Source organism: Janthinobacterium leeuwenhoeki, assembly GCF_051380795.1.
Classification (GTDB): Bacteria; Pseudomonadota; Gammaproteobacteria; order Burkholderiales; family Burkholderiaceae_D; genus Janthinobacterium.
Window position 1 is genome coordinate 120,300 of record NZ_JBNYXT010000005.1, and the last position, 18,832, is coordinate 139,131.

Consider the following 18,832-nt stretch of genomic DNA (forward strand, 5'->3'; position numbering starts at 1 on the left):
GCGGAAAGGCAATATGAGCAGATGCTGCGCCGGCAAGTGATGCTTTTGCCGCCATCGCGCCCTGCAAATTTGCGCTAGACTGCGCGTATTGCACATATGTAGTACACACGGAGATTTACATGAGCATCACAGTAGAAGACGTCAAGGCCGCGCTGGCCCAGGTTATTGATCCAAATACACATAAAGACTTCGTTTCCAGCAAAACCGTCAAGAATCTGAAGGTCGATGGCAATGATATTTCGCTCGACATCGAGCTGGGTTACCCCGCCAAAAGCCAGATCGACCTGATCCGCAAGTCCGTGCTGGCCGCCCTGCGCGTGCTGCCGGGCGTGGGCAATGTCAGCGTGGGCGTCTCGTCGAAAATCATTTCGCACACGGTGCAGCGCGGCTTGAAGCCGATGAGCAACGTGAAAAATATCATTGCGGTTGCTTCCGGCAAGGGCGGTGTTGGTAAATCGACCACGGCTGTCAACCTGGCCCTGGCCCTGGCTGCCGAAGGCGCCACCGTCGGCATGCTCGACGCCGACATCTATGGCCCGTCGCAGCCGATGATGCTGGGCATCAGCGGCCAGCCTAAGACGCTCGATGGCAAGAGCATGGAGCCGATGGAAAACCACGACCTGCAAGTGTCGTCGATCGGTTTCATGATCGATCCGGACGAGCCGATGGTGTGGCGCGGCCCCATGGTCACGCAAGCCTTGCAGCAACTGCTCGACCAGACCAACTGGCGTGACCTCGATTACCTGATCGTCGACATGCCGCCAGGCACGGGCGACATTCAGCTGACCCTGTCGCAGAAAGTGCCCGTCACGGGCGCCGTCATCGTCACGACGCCGCAGGACATCGCGCTGCTGGATGCGCGCAAGGGCCTGAAAATGTTCGAAAAAGTCGGCATTCCTATCCTCGGCGTGGTGGAAAACATGAGCACGCACATCTGCTCGAACTGCGGCCATGCGGAAGAAATCTTCGGCGCCGGTGGCGGCGCGAAGATGTGCGCGGACTTCGGCGTGGAATTCCTCGGCGCCTTGCCGCTGACCATGGCGATTCGCCAGCAGACCGATTCGGGCACGCCCACCGTCGTGGCCGAGCCGGATGGCCCTGTCGCCGTGATCTACAAGCAGATCGCCCGCACCATCGCCATCAAGGTGGCGGAAAAGGCGAAGGATATGACCAGCAAGTTCCCGTCGATCGTCATCAAGAACGATTGATTTAAGCCAAGGCAGAGACTGGGGTCGAACCCTCAGGGTTCGACCCCGGCCCTTCATGGGTCAACAATCCTGCGCCTCTGTCGCCAGGGGATGGTTTCATGCAGTCCGTGTTGTTATTAAACAAGAGGAGACATCATGCAATTGACCACCGTATTCCTGCGCCAAGCCGCAGCCGTGATCGCTGGCAGCCTGCTGGCCGCCAGCGCGTTTGCTCAATCCGTTTCATTTGTCGAGCCCGTCGATGGCGCGACAGTGAGCAGCCCGTTCAAGGTCAAGTTTGCCGTCAAAGGCATGGACGTCAAGCCTGCCGGCGACATGACGGCGAAGACGGGCCACCATCATCTGCTCATCAATATGGGGCCGATGAAGGCGGGCGAGATGATCCCCATGGATGACAAACATTTGCATTTCGGCAAAGGGCAGACGGAAACGGACGTCACCTTGCCGCCGGGCCAGTACACCTTGACGATGCAGTTTGCCAATGGCGCGCACCAGTCGTATGGGCCGGAGTTGAGCAAAAGTATCAAGGTGACGGTCAAGTAAGTCAGACCTATTCATCTGTTTCGGCAAAGGCCGGGTTCCAGCGATGGAGCCTGGCCTTTTTTATATTGTTGCCTCTTGTCATTATTGTGTCATATAGTCGGCGTATGCTGGCCGGTGGCCTAACTTTGGATGAGTGCATATGAGCAAGAATTTCTCCCTTTCCCGACAACTGGCGCAGGCCTTGCTGCTGGTAGCCAGCGTGGCGGCGTGCCAGGTGCATGCGGCCAAGGTGCTTCCTGCTGCTGCGACGGCGGCACAGCCCAAGCTGGTGGTGGTATTGGTGGTGGACGGCTTGCCGCAAGAACAGGTGACGCGCTACCGCGACCAGTTCGGCCAGGGTGGCTTCCGCCGCCTGCTGGAGCAGGGCGCGTGGTTCAGTGATGCGCACCAGGCGCATGGCATCACGGTCACGGCCATCGGGCACTCGGCCGTGCTGTCGGGTGCCTATCCTTACCAGCATGGCGTGATCGGCAATAACTGGATCGATCCCGTTACGAAAAAATCCGTGTACTGCACCGAGGATGGCAATTTCCATTACATCGGCGAAGAAACGCAGAGCGACGACGGCACGGCGCCGACCAGGCTGCGCGTGAGCACCCTGGGCGACGAGCTGCGCTATTCCACGGGCGACAAGGCCAAGGTCGTCACGGTGTCGGGCAAGGACCGCGGCGCCATCCTGCTGGCCGGGAAAACGGGCACGGCCTATATGTACATGGAAAAGACGGGCAATTTCGCCAGCAGCACCTATTACATGCAGCAGCATCCGCAATGGGTGCAGCGCTACCAGGCCGCCAGGCCGCAGGATCGTTATTATGGCAAGAGCTGGACGCCGCTGCTGGCCGATTCCGCCTATGCGCGCGACGCACGTGATGATCTTGTGGCGGCCAAGCCGGGCACGCGCAATACCTTCCCGTTTGCCTACTACAGCGATAGCGGCAAGCTCGATGGCGAGTACTACAGCCGCTTGAAGTCCGGTCCCTTCCTTGACGAGCTGACCCTGGAATTCGCGCGCGCCGCCATCGATGGCGAGAATCTGGGCCGCAACCCGGCCGGCGTGCCCGATATCCTCGGCGTGAGCCTGTCCGCGCACGACTATGTGAACCATGCCTATGGCCCGGAAAGCAAGATGTCGCACGACCATCTGCAGCGCCTGGACCGCATGCTGGCCGGCTTCTTTGCCGACCTGGATAAAAAAGTCGGCATGGACAACGTGCTGGTGGTGCTGACGGCCGACCATGGCTTTGCCAACGTGCCGGAATTTGCCGAAACGCGGGGCTTCTCGGCCAAACGCATCGACGGCGCCAAACTGGTCGATGCCTTGAACCGGCACCTGGCCACGACCCTGGGCATCGATAAACTGGTGACGACGTCGTCGCTGCCGAATATCTACCTCGATTACGCGCTGGCGGAAAAGAGCGGCGTCAATCGCGCCGCCCTGGAAGACGCGGCGGCCCGCTTCCTGCTGCAGCAGGACGGCCTGGCGCAAGTCTACACGCGCACGCAGATGGAAACGGGGGCGGTGGCCACGCGCATGGACACCCTGATGCGCCGCGCCTGGAACCGCCAGCTGTCGGGCGACCTGATGGTCGTTACAAAGCCTGTCTGGTACTTCGGCAAGGGCGTTGGCGGCACCTCGCACGGCACGCCATATACGTATGACACGAACGTGCCGCTGATGGTCTTTGGCCCCCGCTGGATCAAACCGGGCGCCTATGGCGAGTACGCGGAAGTAGTCGACATCGCGCCTACGCTCGCCCATCTGCTGCGCATACGCCAGCCGTCGGCGTCGGAAGGGCGTGTGTTGACGGAGGTGGTGCGGTAAAAGAACCCTGTGCGAAAAGCCGGGGTCGGACCCTCAGGGTCCGACCCCAGGATTTGCATGTGGGTTGGCCGTTAAAAGGCACTACAGCAACCAATCAATCGGCAGCACCGACAGAATCGCCACCCCCATGCGTTTCCACACGCTGGTGCCCGGCTCCGTGTCGTAGCGCGTGGTGGCGCCGTTGGCGTCGCGGGCGAGCCAGTACAGCGCGCCGTCGTCGCCAAGCAGCACCTGGTAGGCGCGCTGCGGGATGGTGGTGCGCATGGCTTGCCCCAGCTGGCCGGCCAGCGCCGGGCTATCGATGACGAGGCCCATTTCCGTGTTCAATGCGATCGAGCGCGGGTCGAAATTGAACGAGCCGACAAAGATGCGCCGGTCGTCGACGGCAAAGGTCTTCGCATGCAGGCTCGATGCGGAGCTACCGAGGTGACCAGGCTGCGCGCGCGCGTCGCCTGCTTCCCACGAGCGGCGCGATTCATACAGCAGCACGCCCGCTTCCAGCAGCGGTTTGCGCCACTTCGCATAACCCGCATGCACGGCCGTCACGTCGGTCGCTTCCAGCGCATTCGTCAGGATGCGCACGCCCACGCCTTTTTGTGCCAGGTCGGCAAAGGCCTGTGTACCGGCTTTGCCGGGCACGAAATACGGCGATACCAGGTCCACTTCCTTTTCCGGCACGCCCAGCAGGTTTTGCAGGTTTTCCGCTACGCCCGTGCCTGGCCTGGCCTTGTCCAGCACCTTGGCCGGGTCGTCGCTGACCATGCGCGTGTTTGCCCATTCGAAGGGCAGGGTGCGCTCCATCATCTGCTTGACGAAGGGCGAGGTGCGCAGTGCCTGCACGTATTCCTCAGCCGCCTTGCTATCGTCGATGCGGTCCGCCTCGGCGGCGATGGTGGCCGCGTCGCCGTCGACTGGGCTGGTCAGCAGCAGCCTGGCCGGGTAGGCCGAGGCGCTGTTCCAGTAGCGGTCGAAGTCCTGCGAGACGTCATCGACGACGGGACCGATGGCCAGCACGTCAAGGTCGGCAAACAGCACGTCGCCGGCCGCGCCAAAATATTCATCGCCCACATTGCGTCCGCCGACGATGGTGGCCTGGTTGTCTGCCGTGAACGATTTGTTGTGCATGCGTCGGTTGAGGCGGGAAAAATCCGTGGCAAAGGCCAGCGCGCGCGGTGAACGGGGCACGAAGGGGTTGAACAGGCGGATTTCGATATTCGCCTGCTTGCCCAGCATGGTCAGGGTCTGGTCCAGGCCCGCCGTGTTGTTATCGTCGAGCAGCAGGCGCACGCGCACGCCCCGTTCGGCCGCCTGGCGCAGGGCGTCGAACAGCAGGGTGCCGGTGATGTCCTTGTGCCAGATGTAGTACTGCACGTCCAGGCTGCGCTGGGCGGCGGCGGCCAGCAGGGCGCGCGCGGCAAAGGCATCGCGCCCGTCGACCAGCGGATAAATGCCGGACACGCCGGGGTGCTGCGCCACCAGGGGCGCAATGGCCGTGGCCAATTTGGTGTGCTTTGTGTCGGCCATGACGGTCGACACGCTGCGGCCTTCCAGCGAGGGCAGCGCGGCGCAGCCGGCAAGGACGGCGGATAGCAGCAGGGGCAGCAGCAGCCGGGTGGCGCTACGGAAGAGAAGTACTTGGGCGGGCATGGTGCACTTTCATCGAGTTGTCCCGATGTTAGCAGATGCGCATGCCCGCACGCGGGCGCGGTTTTACAGTTGTTCCAGCGCGATCAGCTCGGCCACCGTCTGACGGCGGCGGATCAGGCGCGACGGGTGTTGATCATCCGCGCCATCGACCAGGTATTCTGCCGCATGCGGGCGGCTGTTGTAGTTCGACGACATGGACGCGCCATACGCGCCGGCGCCTTCGAAGACGACGTAGTCGCCCACCTGCGCTGCAGGCAGAAGGCGTGTTTCGACCACGCCGCCATCGCGCTGGGTGAAGACGTCACCCGATTCGCACAGGGGGCCGCCGACCACGGTGGCGCGCTGTGCATCGAGAGCGCGGCCATCGTGGGCGATGACCGACATTTCATGGTAGCTGCCGTACATGGCGGGGCGCATCAGTTCATTGAAGCCCGTATCGAGCAAGGTAAAGTGCTTGCCGCCCATTTGCTTGGTGGCGCGCACTTCGGCCACCAGCAGGCCCGCGTCGGCCACGAGGAAGCGGCCTGGTTCGATTTCCAGGTGCACGCGGTGGCCCAGATGCGCTTCGATCTGCTTGCGCGCCGCATCCCACAGCTGGAAGTAGTGGCCCGTGTCGACCGGCAGCTCACCTTCGCGGTAAGGCACGGACAGGCCGCCGCCCGTGGAAATGGCTTCGATGTCGTGGCCCATGTTTTTCACCAGGTCGACCATGGTGCCGCAGACGGTTTCCAGGTGGCTGTAGTCGACGCCCGAGCCGATATGCATATGCAGGCCCACCAGGTGCAAGCCATGCGCGCGGATGACGGCCAGTGCCTCTGGCAGCTCTTCGTGCCAGATACCGTGCTTGCTGTTTTCGCCGCCCGTATTGGTCTTGTTGCTGTGGCCATGACCATAGCCGGGATTGATGCGCAGCCAGACGCGGTGGCCGGGCGACACTGGGCCCAGCTGGCGCAGCATGTCGACGGAGCCGCAATTGACTTCGATCTTCGCCGCCGCCACGCGCGCCAGGGTGGCGCGGTCGAACAGGTCGCAGGTGAAGACCAGGCCGGCCGCGCCATTGGTTCGCGCCGGCGTAAAGCCTGCCTGCAGGGCGCGTTCGATCTCGCCCAGCGACACCGCGTCCACGTGCACGCCCGCTTCGCGCATCAAGGTCAGCAGATGGATATTCGAGTTGGCCTTTTGTGCGAAGCGCACGGTGTCGAACTGCGCCAGCTGCGCCACGCGCGCGCGGATGGTGGCCGCGTCGTAGACCCACAGGGGCGTGCCGTGTTCCTGGGCGAGTTGGGCGAGGGTGGCGTCTGGCACTGGTTTCATGGTGGTTGTCTTATCGTTTGATGGGTGGTGTCGGAGGTGGTGTCGGATTGCGCGCTTTGCGCTAATCCGACCTACGTGCCGATCATGATGCGGGTTTTCTTTGTAAACATAAAATATCCATTTAGGCCTACCTTATTCATTTATGATATGGGTATGACTATTTCCTTGCGCCATATCGAGGTCTTCCGCGCCATCATGACGACGGGCAGCGTGACGGCCGCCGCCGCCATGCTGCATACGTCACAGCCCACCGTCAGCCGCGAGCTGGCGCGCCTCGAACATTTGACGGGCTTGACCCTGTTCGAGCGCGAGCGGGGACGGCTGCGCCCGACGGCCCAGGCGCTGCAGCTGTTCGAGGAAGTGCAGCGCGCGTATTTCGGCCTGGAGCGCATCGTCAGCACGGCGGCGGCCTTGCGCCAGTTCGACCAGGGGCAGTTGTCGATTGCCTGCCTGCCCGTGTTTTCCCAGTCGCTGCTGCCGCAGGCGTGCAAGCGCTTCGTCGCCGATTTTCCCAAGGTGAGCATCAGCATCACGCCGCAGGAGTCGCCGCTGCTGGAGGAGTGGCTGTCGGCGCAGCGCCACGATATCGGCCTGACGGAAGTGGCCAATGCGCCGCCGGGCACCGCGCTCGATACCCTGATGTCCGTCGATGAAGTGTGCGTGCTGCCCGACGGCCATGCGCTCGCAAGCAAAACCGTGCTGCAGCCGGCGGACTTCGCGGGTCAGCCTTTCATCAGCCTGGCCGCCGTCGATCCCTACCGCCAGCAGATCGATGCCATCTTTGCGCAGGCGGGCGTGGAGCGGCGCATGGCGCTCGACACGCACAGCGCCGCCTCCGTCTGCGCCATGGTGCGTGAAGGCGTGGGCCTGGCCATCGTCAATCCGCTCACGGCGCTGGACTATGCGGGGCAGGGCTTGCAGATGCGCCGCTTTGCCGTGTCCTTGCCGTTCACGGTGAATCTCGTGAAACCTTTGCACCGGCCCCTGTCGCAACTCGTCGCCCTGTTCGAGCAGGCGCTGCATGCGCAGGCGGACGAGGTGAAAAGGCGCTTGCTGCTGCTGTGACGGCGCTTGTGGAGTGGAGGCGGTCAACAGAGTAAAATGGTGTTTTTCTTCAAAGCCTGATTACTTCGATGACCACAACCGCTACTCCCGTTCGTACCCGTTTCGCTCCCAGCCCGACCGGCTATCTGCACCTGGGCGGCGCCCGCACCGCCTTGTACAGCTGGGCGTATGCCCGTCACTTCGGCGGCACTTTCGTGCTGCGCATCGAAGACACGGACGTGGAGCGCTCCACGCCGGAAGCCGTGCAAGCCATCATCGAAGGCATGAAGTGGCTGGGCCTGGACCACGACGAAGGCCCGTTCTACCAGATGGCCCGCATGGACCGCTACCGCGAAGTGGTGGCGCAGATGCTGGCCGAAGGTACTGCATACCACTGCTACTCGTCGCCGGAAGAAGTCGAAGCGATGCGCGAGCGCATGCGCGCCGCGGGCGAAAAGCCACGCTACGACGGCACCTGGCGTCCGGAGCCGGGCAAGACCCTGCCGGCCATCCCTGCCGACCGCAAGCCCGTCGTGCGCTTCAAGAACCCGCTCGATGGCGACGTGACGTGGGACGATGTCGTCAAGGGCACGATCACGATTTCCAACCGCGAGCTGGACGACCTGGTAATCGCCCGTCCGGACGGCACGCCAACATACAACTTCTGCGTGGCCGTCGATGACTGGGACATGCAGATCACCCACGTGATCCGCGGCGACGACCATGTCAACAACACCCCGCGCCAGATCAACATCCTGCGCGCCATCGGTGCACCGCTGCCGCTGTATGGCCACCTGCCGATGATTTTGGGGGCGGACGGCGAGAAGCTGTCGAAGCGCCACGGCGCCGTCAGCGTAATGGATTACCCGGCGCAGGGCTTCCTGCCGGAAGCGATGCTGAACTACCTGGCGCGCCTGGGCTGGAGCCATGGCGACGATGAAGTGTTCTCGACCGAGCAGTTCTGCGAGTGGTTCAATCTGAATCACCTGTCGAAATCGGCGGCCCAGTTCAACAATGAAAAACTGGCCTGGTTGAACAATCACTATATCAAGCAGGCCGACAACACGCGCCTGGCCGACCTGGCACGCCCGCAAATGCTGGTCGCCGGCGCCGTCTTCGAGGGCGCGCCAGACCTGGCGCAAGTGCTGGGCATGATGAAAGAGCGCGCCAACACCGTCAATGAGCTGGCTGCCGCCTCGATGCTGTTCTTCCGCGCGCCGCAGCCGGAAGCGGAACTGGCGGCGCAGCACATCACGGATGCCATCAAGCCCGTGCTGGCGCAGTTTGCCGAGCGCATCGCCACGGTGGAGTGGAGCAAGGAAGCCGTCGCCGCCATGATCAAGGAGGTGTTGGCCGCCAACACCATCAAGATGCCGCTGCTGGCCATGCCTTTGCGTTTGATTTTGACGGGTCAGTTGCAGACGCCGGCCATCGACCAGGTGGTGGTGATCTTCGGCCGCGACACCGTGCTGGCGCGCCTGGCAAAGTGGCTGTAATCGCCGCGATGAAATACGCGTAGAAATATGCGTAGAAACAGCGTGCGGAAACCGCCCCTATGAAAAGTTGCTCATAGACGAAAAAGGGTATTTGCAGAGTGAAACTTCTTTGCTATACTCTTGTTTCTGCACCAACGGGGGTATAGCTCAGCTGGGAGAGCGCTTGCATGGCATGCAAGAGGTCAGCGGTTCGATCCCGCTTACCTCCACCAGCAGCAAAATCGCAGTCAGGTTTTGTTAGTCGTTGAAGTGGTGCAGATGTTGTTTGGAAGTTCCGCGGTCCCCATCGTCTAGAGGCCTAGGACATCACCCTTTCACGGTGAGTACAGGGGTTCGAATCCCCTTGGGGACGCCAGGTAGTTGTGGTATAGTAGTGGCAGTTGTTTGTACTGATTGTTGTAAGTTCAGGCCCGTAAAAAGCGGAATCTGGATGGAAAGCAAGTAGTGGAACAAAGTCGCCAAGTGCGGCTTTTATTATTTCTGCGCCCGGGGGGTATAGCTCAGCTGGGAGAGCGCTTGCATGGCATGCAAGAGGTCAGCGGTTCGATCCCGCTTACCTCCACCAACAGCGCAGAAGTAAAGCAGCAAACTGTAGAAGTAAAAATGTAGTGCCAAGGTCCCCATCGTCTAGAGGCCTAGGACATCACCCTTTCACGGTGAGTACAGGGGTTCGAATCCCCTTGGGGACGCCAGTTCGGTCTGGTGTTGTGGTTGTAAAGAAGTAGCAGTGTTTCTGCGCCCGGGGGGTATAGCTCAGCTGGGAGAGCGCTTGCATGGCATGCAAGAGGTCAGCGGTTCGATCCCGCTTACCTCCACCAACAGCGCAGAAACAGGTGGTAAATGGAAGTGAATAAATCAAAGTCGCCTTGAGCGGCTTTTTTTATTTCCGCGACACTTTTCGCCATACCCCTCTGGGGGAGTGTGGCTAAGCTGTTAGTGCGCTTGCATGGCATGCAAGAGGTCAGCGGTTAGCTCCCGCTTGCCTCCACCAGCAGCGCAGAAATCACATGATAATCAAAGTCGCCTTGAGCGGCTTTTTTATTTCCGCCATACCCCTTTGGGGAATGTGGCGTAGGTCGGATTAGCGGGGCCGCCGAGGCGCAGCGTAATCCGACAGCACCGTCGACCTAAGTCAACATCGATATTCATGCCAAGTCGCTTATGCGGCCTTTTTTACGCCTGCTGAAATTGCAATAGCGCAGCATTTCCATATCGCGCGAGCATCTTCTGTCCCATAGGGAGATCTCTGCAAATAAGATGGAAAATAAAACCCCCAGCAGTTGATTTCGTGAATCGCTTCGTGTTAAACTTCGCGCACGCTTTTTTGAGGGGCTAAGAAAAGCCTTCAACGAAGAGTCCGCTGAGAGTAAAGCCAGCACAGGTCCCCATCGTCTAGAGGCCTAGGACATCACCCTTTCACGGTGAGTACAGGGGTTCGAATCCCCTTGGGGACGCCAGGATTTAGTTGTAAAGTAAGTGCAGTGCTGAATGGGCCTGACAAGTCAGGCTTTTTTTGTTTCTGCGATTGCTGCAGTACCGGGTCAGGATGCAAAGTAGCGCATTCAGGACAGATTTCTGTCCCCATCGTCTAGAGGCCTAGGACATCACCCTTTCACGGTGAGTACAGGGGTTCGAATCCCCTTGGGGACGCCAGATTCGCGTAGTAAAAAGGTCGGGATGCAGGGTAGCGCATCCAGGACAGATTTTCTGTCCCCATCGTCTAGAGGCCTAGGACATCACCCTTTCACGGTGAGTACAGGGGTTCGAATCCCCTTGGGGACGCCAGACCGGCTGAATCAGCCAACAATAAAGCCGCCTGGTAACAGTGCGGCTTTTTTGTTGTTTGCCGGCATGCCAACGTTTTTCCTACACTCTTGCCTGCCCATGCTATTACCTAGCGATCGCGCGCCATCCCTGGCTATCTTCTGCAAAGTCGTCGACAACTACGGCGATATCGGCATTTGCTGGCGCCTGGCGCGGCAGTTGAGCGGCGAACACGGCGTGGCCGTCACCCTGTGGGTCGATGATTTACTCAGTTTTCAGCGCATCTGTCCCGCCATCGACGTGGCTGCCGAAGCGCAGCAAGTATCGGGCGTTGCCGTGCGCCACTGGCGTGACCAGGAGGGTGTGTTTGCGCCCGCCGATATCGCCGACATCGTCATCGAGTTTTTTGCCTGCGACATTCCGCCCGGCTACATCGCCGCCATGGCGCAGTGCGCGCCGCAGCCGGTGTGGCTGAACCTGGAAGGCTTGACGGCGGAAGAGTGGGTCGAGGGCTGCCATGCGCTGACGTCGCCGCGCCACGGCATGATCAAGCATTTCTTCTTTCCCGGCTTCACGCATAAAACGGGCGGCCTGCTGCGCGAAGCGGCGCTCGATGAGCAGCGTCTGGCGTTCCAGTCCGATGCGGCCGCGATGGCGGCCTTCCTGGGGCAATTCGGCGTCACGGCGGCGGAAATGCGCGCCTTGAAAGTATCGCTGTTCTGCTACCCATCGGCTCCCGTCGCCGAGCTGTTTGCGGCCTGCCAGACTGGGCGCGAACCGGTGACCTGTCTGGTGCCGGAAGGCGTCGCGTTCGATGCAGTTCAGGCGTTTATCGGCGACGATGCGGCGGTGATCGGCGCGGTACGCACGCGCGGCGCGCTCACCGTGCGCGTGCTGCCTTTCATGCCGCAAGACGATTACGACCGCCTGCTGTGGGCCTGCGACGTCAATCTCGTGCGCGGCGAGGATTCCTTCGTGCGCGCGCAATGGGCCGGCCAGCCATTTCTCTGGCATATCTATGTGCAGGATGAAAACTTGCATCACGTGAAATTGCGCGCCTTCTTGCAGCGTTATGCGATGGGCGCGGACGGTGCCATCGACAGCCTGGTGCAGGCGGCGCTGACCTGGAATGGCGCCAGCGCGGACGCCTTGCCGTGGTCGCAGCTGTGGCCCGCATTGCAGGCCGATCTGCCGCGCATCAGGGAGCGCTCTCAGACCTGGCAGCGGCAGATGCAGGTCAATGGCGATCTGGCAAGTAACTTGCTGGCGTTCGCTGGCGCGACGAGATAGGCGCTTGCTCAAAATTAAGGTAAAATGCCCGGTTATTTCTAACGTATTTTTAACCGATCAAACGCAAGCTTGCGGCGCTGATGGCGCACAGGCGGCAGATGGTCTTCATGCAACCCACTTTTTACGTACATTCCTATGAAACCCGCAAAAGAAATTCGTGTTGGCAATATCATCATGGTCGACAGCAAGCCAATGATCGTGTTGCGTTCTGATGTCAACGGTTCGAGCCGCACGGGCTTCACCTACAAATGGAAGATGAAAAATCTTCTGACGAACACCCCGATGGAAAACGTGTTCCGCGGCGACGACAAGTTCGACGTTGTTGTTCTGGATAAAAAGCCAGTAACGTATTCGTACTTCGCCGACCCGCTGTTCGTTTTCATGGACACCGAGTACAACCAGTACGAAATCGAAGAAGAAAATCTGGGCGAAGCGCTGAACTACCTGAAAGATGGCATGGAATGCGAAGCCATTTTCTACGACGGCAAGGCTATCTCCGTTGAACTGCCTACGACCATCGCCCGTCAAGTGGTGTACTCGGAGCCAGCGGTCAAGGGCAACACCTCGGGCAACGTCCTGAAAGAAGCCAAGATCGAAAACGCCATCGACGCACACCGCCACACCGTGCAAGTGCCGCTGTTCGTGGCACAGGACGACGTCATCGAAATCGACACCCGTACCAACGAATACAAGCGTGTCGTACGCAACTGATAGAGCCTTGCACTGTGCCGCTCGCAGGGCCCGGCATTGCCGGTCTGCTTTGCTCCAGTGCTCGATCATCAAGAAACGCTGCCTTCGGGCGGCGTTTTTTTTTGCTTAAAAAATAATTCCCTTCAACAACAATTGTGTTGCAGGGACTGCTATGCTATGGCTAGAACATTATTGCAGTAAAAACATTGAAGTTTCCTGGAGGTAGCATGCAGCGCAGTCAGATGTTAGGCAGTGGCGCGTCCCGGGGCGTGGCGCGCCCCGTATTGTCCCGTGCCACGGCGCCCGCCAGCCCCATGGCCCATTTGCTCGATGCTGGCGTATTGCCGCAGCAGCAGATGATGCAGGCAGGCAAACTCAGTTCGCATGCGCTGACGTCGCAGTACCTGGGGCGCATCCGCTCCCTGTGCAGCATTGGCGCGCGGGCCTATCCCGGCATTGAAATCAATCCCGATGCGCTGAAAATTGCCCTGGAAATGGACCGTGAGCGGCAGGTGCACAAGGTGCGGGGTCCCTTGCACGGCATTCCCGTCGTCTTGCGCGACAATATCGCCACGGGCGACCGCATGAAGACGCGCACGCAGGCACCCCTGGCCACGCATGCCAGCTGCGATTCGTTTGTCGCGGCGCGCTTGCGCGCGGCCGGCGCCGTCATCATCGGCAAAAGCAATTTGCGCCAGTGGGCCTCCGTCAGCGTGCCACATGCCACTGCCAGCTGGGCCGGGCTGACCATCCTGGCCGTCGACAGCGCGGCGGACGGTGCCATCGTCGCGCCTGCTTCAAACTGCGGCCTGGTCGCCATCAAGCCCACTGGCAGGACTGTCGCGGGACAGGGCGCCGAGCCAGCCACGGCCGGACCGATGGCGCCCAGCGTGCGCGAGGCGGCCTGGCTGCTTGCGGCCTTGAGCGGCGAGCGCCTGTCCGAGGGCATGGTGCTCGACGCCACCGGCTTGCACGGGCGCCGCATCGGCGTGGCGCGCAGCCTGTTTGGCCTGTGCGCCGGGACCGACGCCGTGATCGGGCAGGCACTGCTGGCGTTGCGCGAGCAGGGCGCGGAACTGATCGAGATGCCACCTGAGCCCGGGCCTGGCGGCATCGAAGCGTTGCTGGGCTCGCATGGGCTCGATGCGCTGGTGGGGCCCACCTGCCATGGCGTATCGCAGGCGCCGTCGGCCTTGCCGCAGATCACGGTGCCGGCCGGCGTGGTCGGGGGCTTGCCGGTCGGTTTGTCCTTCATCGGTCCCGTCCACGGCGACATGCAGCTCATTGCGATGGCGTATGCCTATGAGCAGGCGACGTTGCACCGGCGCACGCCCGCGCTACCGTCGAGCATCACCCTGGCATTGCGCCAGCCATGATTTCTCTTTTCGTTTTCTTTTGATAAACTATGCTTGCAACCTTGCTGCTGATTGCGGCCATGACCGCCGCCCCCCTATCTGTCGATGCTTTTGACGCCGCGCAATTATCTGGCAGCTGGTCCGAAAGCGTGAATACCAGCAGTGTTTGCGAGGAAGCGCGGCACTTTACGCGCATGCAGCTGTCTGACGATCATCAGCGGCTGGCGATCTTCAACGACCGGACCTGGAAAAGCAAGCTGGGTGAAACCAACCGCTTTGCCGCGACGGTGGTGGTGGAAACGGAGCGTAGCCTGACCTTACGCTATGACAATGAAACTCGCCGCAATGCCGTTGGCAAGCTGGTGGAATGGCAATTGATCATCGTCGAGCCTGGTGTATACCGCTGGCGCGAGACGGGCTGGCCGGAAGGCAAGGTCAACGGGGTCGTCGGTATCCGCTGTTCTCCCTGAGGCCGGTGCGCAGGCTTGCCATTCTGCTATGCTGCGCGCATGACACTTTGCTTTTAGGAGATTGCATGTCCGCACGTTTTCTGTTGCCCCTGTTCCTCGGTGCCGCCGTGGCGCTGGCCAGCATGCCGGCGCAAGCGCGCACGCCCAGGCTGTCGCTGATCGAGCAGGCGCAAAGCTGCGATGGCGGCCATACCTGTCCGTATTTCCCCGATGTCTACAAGGCGGACTACGCCTTTCGCAAGGCCTTCAATGTGGGCCTGAAAAAGGCTGGCCTGAAGCGGCAGCGCTGGGTGCCGGACGGCGTGGCCAGCCCGCTCAAGCCTGTCGAAATCGACGGCAAGGCGCGTCTGCTGAGCAGCGTCTGCGAACCGCACAATTGCGGCCACCATTACACCATTCTGTACGACCCGGCCGAGCGCAGCATGACGGGCGTGTATATGGGCAGCGATGGCAAGGGCGGCTTGCGCACCGTGTACTTTGGCGAGCCCAGCATCGCCGAAGCCGACCTGCTGTTGAAGAACTGATGCACGCGCCACTGCGCATTTCCAGCGAGCGCGACGAGCTGGACGTGCCGATGATCCACCGCTACCTGAGCGGGCAGTCGTACTGGAAGCGCGGCGTGGCGCTGGAAACGGTGCGCAGGGGGATTGCCAACGCGCTGTGTTTCGGTGGGTATGTGGATGGCCAGCAAGTGGCGTTCGCCAGGGTCATCACCGATTACACGGATTTTGCCTACCTGCGCGACGTGTTTGTGCTGCCGCCATACCAGGGGCGCGGATATGGCAAGCAGTTGGTGGCCGCCGTGCTCGGCGATGTACGCTTGCGCGATGTCGCCTGGATGCTGGCGACCGATGACGCGCATGGCCTGTATGCGGGCTTTGGTTTTGCGCCACTGGACGCGCCGCAAAAATACATGCGCCGCTCCGCGCCTCAATAATTATCAAAACAACCTTTATATGTCAAGAAAACAATTAACATTATTGTACCAAATAATGTTGCATTGATAATGACATCATGTCATTATGCGCGCTCTGCGGCGTGCGCAGCGGTGCGTTGCTGATGCTGTGCTTTGCCGTCGCCCTCGGGCGCGGGCAAAGGTGGTGAGCGGTCCGATTGGTCGTCCCTGGCACGTTTTCTCGTCACTTTAAAGGAATACATCATGAAACAATATGGCGCCGAGTTTCTCGGCACGTTCTGGCTGGTCCTGGGCGGTTGCGGCAGCGCCGTGCTGGCCGCCGCCTTTCCCGGTCTTGGCATCGGTTTTGCTGGCGTAGCGCTGGCGTTTGGCCTGACGGTACTGACCATGGCCTACGCCATCGGCCACATCTCGGGTTGCCACCTGAATCCAGCTGTATCGATCGGCCTGTGGGCCGGCGGCCGCTTTCCTGCCAAGCAACTGTTGCCATACATCATTGCGCAAGTGCTGGGCGCCATCGTGGCCGGCGGCGTGCTGTACGTGATCGCCAGCGGCCAGGCCGGCTTCGATGTCAGCAAGGGCTTTGCCTCGAACGGCTTCGGCGCCCATTCGCCGGGCGGTTATTCGATGCAGTCGGCGCTGGTCATTGAAATCGTGCTGACGATGTTCTTCCTGATCGTCATCCTGGGTGCCACCGACAAGCGCGCGCCGGCCGGTTTCGCCCCGCTGCCGATCGGCCTGGCGCTGACCCTGATCCACCTGATCAGCATCCCCGTCACGAATACCTCCGTCAACCCGGCGCGCAGCACGGGCGTGGCACTGTACGTGGGCGACTGGGCCACCAGCCAGCTGTGGCTGTTCTGGCTGGCACCCATCATCGGCGCCTTGCTGGGCGCGCTGGCCTACCGCTTGATTGCCGGTGAAAAAGAGTAGGTCGGCTTAGCCCGCAGGGCGTAAGCCGACAATTGCCGGCAAACCACTTGACGAAAGCAGCCTGCGGGCTGCTTTTTTCGCTTAATCGGCGGCGCGCCACTCGCTCAGGTAGTGCTGCGGCGTACGGCCCAGGATACGGCGGAACATGGCGCTGAAGGCGCTGGGGCTGGCGTAGCCCAGCGCATAGGCGATGGCCGCCACGCCTTCGCCCCGGTCCAGGCGGCAGAAGGCCTCGGCCAGGTGGACTTGCTGCAGCCATTGGCGGTAGTGCAAGCCCGTTTCCTTGGGGAATAAACGGATCAGGGTGCGCGCGCTGGCGCCCGCGTCCTGCGCCCAGTCCTCGATGCTGCGCCGGCTGCCGGGCGCGTCCATGATGGCCGAGCAGACGGCCACCAGGCGGCGGTCGCGCGGCCAGGGTATGGCGAGGGGCACGGTGTCGGCCGCCGTCAGTTCCGACAGGATCAGGTGCGCCAGCCAGTCGCCGCGCCCCGCCAGCGCATATTCGATCGGTTCTGCCAGCAAGGCCAGGATCAGCTCGCGCAACAGCCGGCTCACTTCCAGCACCTTGCAATTATTACCATATTGGGCCGCTACCTGCGCATCGATGTACACGGTGCGCATGCTCAGTTCGCTCAAGATGTGGACTTCATGCATGACACCCACGGGTATCAGCAGGGCGCGCCGGGGCGGCAATATCCATACGCCGTGCTCGGTCGAGACGCGCATCACGCCTTGCGTCGCATACAGCAATTGCGCCCGCACGTGGTTGTGCGGCGCCGTGTAGTCGCCCGCAACATATTGCCTGGACATGGCCGTCACGGGGCGCGGCACATGCTGGTAATCGTGCGAGCTGGTGTTGCGGCTGAAAGGCACGCCATCTGGGTGGGTCTGGACAGGTTGCTGGGTGTACATGTGGGGCGTTGGCTTGTCTCTTGCTTGTCACTTGGGCGACGATTATTGGAAGTTATCAGTTCAGCGACCATACTATACTGGCTTCTTTGCCGGGCCGCCCGCCGTGCCCGATTATTGCGGATGACACATGCACACAAGCACACCTGCCCCAGCATTGGCCACGCCCGTGCCGGCGGCGCCCTCGCTTCATCGTTCCCAACAACAATCCGGTCTGGCCATGCACATCCTGGGCGCCGTCGCCTTCGTGCATTTGCTCAATGACTTGATCCAGGCATTATTGCCGTCGATTTACCCGATGCTGAAAGCCGAGTTTTCACTCAGTTTTACCCAGGTCGGCCTCATAACCCTGACGTTCCAGTGCACGGCCTCCTTGCTGCAACCCTGGATCGGTTTGTATACGGACCGCCGTCCGATGCCGTTCCTGTTGCCGGTCGGCATGTGCTTTACCCTCGCCGGCGTGCTGATGCTGTCCATCGTCTCGACCTTTCCGACCCTGCTGATCGCCGCTGGCCTGATCGGCGTCGGTTCCTCCACTTTCCACCCGGAAGCGTCGCGCGTGGCGCGCATGGCCTCGGGCGGGCGCTACGGCTTTGCCCAGTCCCTGTTCCAGGTGGGCGGCAATGTCGGCTCCGCCCTGGGGCCGCTGCTGGCGGCGGCCGTCATCGTGAACCGTGGCCACGGTAATATCGCCTGGTTCAGCCTGCTGGCAGTGCTGGCCATCGGCGTGCTGTACAAGGTCAGCCACTGGTATAGCGGCCACCTGGCCAGCTTCAAGCCGAAGGCGGGTGGCCATGGACCTAAGCTGTCGCGCAACAAGGTGGCGGGCGCGCTGGGCGTGCTGGCCCTGCTGGTGTTCTCGAAGTACATCTACATGGCCAGCCTGTCGAGCTATTACACCTTTTACCTGATCGACAAGTTCCACCTGTCGCTCGGCGATGCCCAGCTCTACCTGTTCCTTTTCCTCGCCGCAGTAGCGGCCGGCACTTTCATGGGCGGCCCCATCGGCGACCGCATCGGCCGCAAGCGCGTGATCTGGATTTCCATCCTGGGCGCCGCGCCATTTACCCTGTTGCTGCCGTATGTCGACCTGTTCTGGACGGCCGTCTTGACGGTGATCATCGGTTTCGTGATTTCGTCCGCATTTTCCGCCATCGTCGTCTTCGCGCAGGAACTGGTGCCGGGCAAGGTGGGCATGATCGCGGGGATTTTCTTTGGCCTGATGTTCGGCGTGTCGGGCATCGCCGCCGCAGCCATGGGCCATTTGGCCGACGTGTCGGGCATCGCCTATGTGTATAAAATCTGTTCCTACCTGCCGCTGCTGGGCATATTGACAGTGCTGCTGCCGCATATCGAGCAGGCGAGAAAATAAGCCAGCGTCGCGGGAGGGCTTGACGGCCCGCCCGCGCGCATGCGATATTGCCCCCATGA

The 18,832-nt window shown here is 61.5% G+C and carries 16 protein-coding genes and 8 tRNA genes; 21 read left to right on the top strand and 3 right to left on the bottom strand.

What is annotated here, in order from left to right; translation table 11 throughout:
- Positions 1–119: 119 nt before the first annotated feature.
- From apbC to ACQ4WS_RS06560, 3 genes are all read left to right on the top strand, one after another.
- On the top strand, positions 120–1,208 hold the full coding sequence (gene apbC, locus ACQ4WS_RS06550) for an iron-sulfur cluster carrier protein ApbC (RefSeq protein ID WP_436474746.1): 1,089 nt from the start codon (positions 120–122) through the stop codon (positions 1,206–1,208).
- Between the two features lie 135 nt (positions 1,209–1,343).
- A complete protein-coding gene (locus ACQ4WS_RS06555; RefSeq protein ID WP_436474748.1) occupies positions 1,344–1,751 on the top strand; it encodes a DUF4399 domain-containing protein in 408 nt (135 codons plus the stop codon).
- A gap of 139 nt (positions 1,752–1,890) precedes the next feature.
- Complete coding sequence (locus ACQ4WS_RS06560; protein WP_436474750.1) at positions 1,891–3,573, top strand: alkaline phosphatase family protein; 1,683 nt, start codon at positions 1,891–1,893, stop codon at positions 3,571–3,573.
- Between the two features lie 81 nt (positions 3,574–3,654).
- On the opposite strand, the gene ACQ4WS_RS06565 is transcribed toward ACQ4WS_RS06560, so the two are convergent.
- Both ACQ4WS_RS06565 and lysA read right to left on the bottom strand, forming a co-directional pair.
- Complete coding sequence (locus ACQ4WS_RS06565; RefSeq protein ID WP_436474751.1) at positions 3,655–5,220, bottom strand: phospholipase D family protein; 1,566 nt, start codon at positions 5,218–5,220, stop codon at positions 3,655–3,657.
- A gap of 63 nt (positions 5,221–5,283) precedes the next feature.
- Positions 5,284–6,534, bottom strand: coding sequence for a diaminopimelate decarboxylase (gene lysA / locus ACQ4WS_RS06570; protein WP_495542688.1), 1,251 nt, complete (start codon positions 6,532–6,534; stop codon positions 5,284–5,286).
- A gap of 153 nt (positions 6,535–6,687) precedes the next feature.
- Here lysA and ACQ4WS_RS06575 point away from each other — a divergent pair, with 153 nt between their 5' ends.
- The 17 genes from ACQ4WS_RS06575 (at position 6,688) to aqpZ (ending at position 16,492) form a co-directional block, all read left to right on the top strand.
- Entirely contained in the window at positions 6,688–7,599 is a 912-nt protein-coding gene (locus ACQ4WS_RS06575; RefSeq protein ID WP_436474753.1) for a LysR family transcriptional regulator, read from the top strand.
- Positions 7,600–7,667: 68 nt separating this feature from the next.
- Entirely contained in the window at positions 7,668–9,074 is a 1,407-nt protein-coding gene (gene gltX / locus ACQ4WS_RS06580) for a glutamate--tRNA ligase (protein WP_436474755.1), read from the top strand.
- 136 nt (positions 9,075–9,210) lie between these two features.
- Positions 9,211–9,286, top strand: a tRNA-Ala gene (locus tag ACQ4WS_RS06585).
- Positions 9,287–9,353: 67 nt separating this feature from the next.
- Positions 9,354–9,429: transfer RNA gene (locus ACQ4WS_RS06590), tRNA-Glu, on the top strand.
- A gap of 134 nt (positions 9,430–9,563) precedes the next feature.
- Positions 9,564–9,639: transfer RNA gene (locus tag ACQ4WS_RS06595), tRNA-Ala, on the top strand.
- 51 nt (positions 9,640–9,690) lie between these two features.
- Positions 9,691–9,766 (top strand) — tRNA-Glu (locus ACQ4WS_RS06600).
- Positions 9,767–9,816: 50 nt separating this feature from the next.
- Positions 9,817–9,892, top strand: a tRNA-Ala gene (locus ACQ4WS_RS06605).
- Positions 9,893–10,455: 563 nt separating this feature from the next.
- Positions 10,456–10,531: transfer RNA gene (locus ACQ4WS_RS06610), tRNA-Glu, on the top strand.
- 120 nt (positions 10,532–10,651) lie between these two features.
- Positions 10,652–10,727, top strand: a tRNA-Glu gene (locus ACQ4WS_RS06615).
- A 56-nt stretch (positions 10,728–10,783) separates the two neighbouring features.
- Positions 10,784–10,859 (top strand) — tRNA-Glu (locus ACQ4WS_RS06620).
- 99 nt (positions 10,860–10,958) lie between these two features.
- Positions 10,959–12,128, top strand: a complete 1,170-nt coding sequence (gene earP / locus ACQ4WS_RS06625; RefSeq protein ID WP_436474757.1) for an elongation factor P maturation arginine rhamnosyltransferase EarP — start codon at positions 10,959–10,961, stop codon at positions 12,126–12,128.
- Positions 12,129–12,263: 135 nt separating this feature from the next.
- Positions 12,264–12,839, top strand: a complete 576-nt coding sequence (locus ACQ4WS_RS06630; protein ID WP_034758247.1) for an elongation factor P — start codon at positions 12,264–12,266, stop codon at positions 12,837–12,839.
- 206 nt (positions 12,840–13,045) lie between these two features.
- Entirely contained in the window at positions 13,046–14,194 is a 1,149-nt protein-coding gene (locus tag ACQ4WS_RS06635; protein ID WP_436474759.1) for an amidase family protein, read from the top strand.
- A 29-nt stretch (positions 14,195–14,223) separates the two neighbouring features.
- Positions 14,224–14,643 carry a hypothetical protein gene (locus tag ACQ4WS_RS06640; protein ID WP_436474761.1) on the top strand — a complete coding sequence of 140 codons (420 nt, stop codon included), beginning with the start codon at positions 14,224–14,226 and terminating at the stop codon, positions 14,641–14,643.
- Positions 14,644–14,708: 65 nt separating this feature from the next.
- Positions 14,709–15,167 (top strand): Ivy family c-type lysozyme inhibitor, encoded by a 459-nt coding sequence (locus ACQ4WS_RS06645; protein ID WP_436474763.1) that lies wholly within the window; start codon positions 14,709–14,711, stop codon positions 15,165–15,167.
- Positions 15,167–15,580 (top strand): GNAT family N-acetyltransferase, encoded by a 414-nt coding sequence (locus tag ACQ4WS_RS06650; protein WP_436474765.1) that lies wholly within the window; start codon positions 15,167–15,169, stop codon positions 15,578–15,580. Before ACQ4WS_RS06645 ends, ACQ4WS_RS06650 begins: the two co-directional genes overlap by 1 nt.
- 222 nt (positions 15,581–15,802) lie before the next feature.
- Positions 15,803–16,492: an aquaporin Z gene (gene aqpZ / locus ACQ4WS_RS06655; protein WP_436474767.1), complete on the top strand. Its 690-nt coding sequence runs from the start codon at positions 15,803–15,805 to the stop codon at positions 16,490–16,492.
- An 81-nt stretch (positions 16,493–16,573) separates the two neighbouring features.
- Here the strand turns inward: aqpZ and ACQ4WS_RS06660 are convergent, their stop codons facing one another.
- Positions 16,574–17,404, bottom strand: a complete 831-nt coding sequence (locus ACQ4WS_RS06660; protein WP_436474768.1) for an AraC family transcriptional regulator — start codon at positions 17,402–17,404, stop codon at positions 16,574–16,576.
- Positions 17,405–17,531: 127 nt separating this feature from the next.
- Here ACQ4WS_RS06660 and ACQ4WS_RS06665 point away from each other — a divergent pair, with 127 nt between their 5' ends.
- A complete protein-coding gene (locus ACQ4WS_RS06665) occupies positions 17,532–18,773 on the top strand; it encodes an MFS transporter (RefSeq protein WP_436474770.1) in 1,242 nt (413 codons plus the stop codon).
- Positions 18,774–18,832: the final 59 nt, after the last annotated feature.

What these genes read in the sequence shown, in the direction of transcription:
- aqpZ (WP_436474767.1), top strand. Translation starts at nt 15,803, where the DNA reads ATGAAACAATATGGCGCCGAGTTTCTCGGCACGTTCTGGCTGGTCCTG.
- ACQ4WS_RS06665 (WP_436474770.1), top strand. Translation starts at nt 17,532, where the DNA reads ATGCACACAAGCACACCTGCCCCAGCATTGGCCACGCCCGTGCCGGCG.
- ACQ4WS_RS06565 (WP_436474751.1), bottom strand. Translation starts at nt 5,220, where the DNA reads ATGCCCGCCCAAGTACTTCTCTTCCGTAGCGCCACCCGGCTGCTGCTG.
- lysA (WP_495542688.1), bottom strand. Translation starts at nt 6,534, where the DNA reads ATGAAACCAGTGCCAGACGCCACCCTCGCCCAACTCGCCCAGGAACAC.
- earP (WP_436474757.1), top strand. Translation starts at nt 10,959, where the DNA reads ATGCTATTACCTAGCGATCGCGCGCCATCCCTGGCTATCTTCTGCAAA.
- ACQ4WS_RS06555 (WP_436474748.1), top strand. Translation starts at nt 1,344, where the DNA reads ATGCAATTGACCACCGTATTCCTGCGCCAAGCCGCAGCCGTGATCGCT.
- ACQ4WS_RS06650 (WP_436474765.1), top strand. Translation starts at nt 15,167, where the DNA reads ATGCACGCGCCACTGCGCATTTCCAGCGAGCGCGACGAGCTGGACGTG.
- ACQ4WS_RS06630 (WP_034758247.1), top strand. Translation starts at nt 12,264, where the DNA reads ATGAAACCCGCAAAAGAAATTCGTGTTGGCAATATCATCATGGTCGAC.
- ACQ4WS_RS06575 (WP_436474753.1), top strand. Translation starts at nt 6,688, where the DNA reads ATGACTATTTCCTTGCGCCATATCGAGGTCTTCCGCGCCATCATGACG.
- ACQ4WS_RS06645 (WP_436474763.1), top strand. Translation starts at nt 14,709, where the DNA reads ATGTCCGCACGTTTTCTGTTGCCCCTGTTCCTCGGTGCCGCCGTGGCG.
- gltX (WP_436474755.1), top strand. Translation starts at nt 7,668, where the DNA reads ATGACCACAACCGCTACTCCCGTTCGTACCCGTTTCGCTCCCAGCCCG.
- ACQ4WS_RS06640 (WP_436474761.1), top strand. Translation starts at nt 14,224, where the DNA reads ATGCTTGCAACCTTGCTGCTGATTGCGGCCATGACCGCCGCCCCCCTA.
- ACQ4WS_RS06560 (WP_436474750.1), top strand. Translation starts at nt 1,891, where the DNA reads ATGAGCAAGAATTTCTCCCTTTCCCGACAACTGGCGCAGGCCTTGCTG.
- ACQ4WS_RS06635 (WP_436474759.1), top strand. Translation starts at nt 13,046, where the DNA reads ATGCAGCGCAGTCAGATGTTAGGCAGTGGCGCGTCCCGGGGCGTGGCG.
- ACQ4WS_RS06660 (WP_436474768.1), bottom strand. Translation starts at nt 17,404, where the DNA reads ATGTACACCCAGCAACCTGTCCAGACCCACCCAGATGGCGTGCCTTTC.
- apbC (WP_436474746.1), top strand. Translation starts at nt 120, where the DNA reads ATGAGCATCACAGTAGAAGACGTCAAGGCCGCGCTGGCCCAGGTTATT.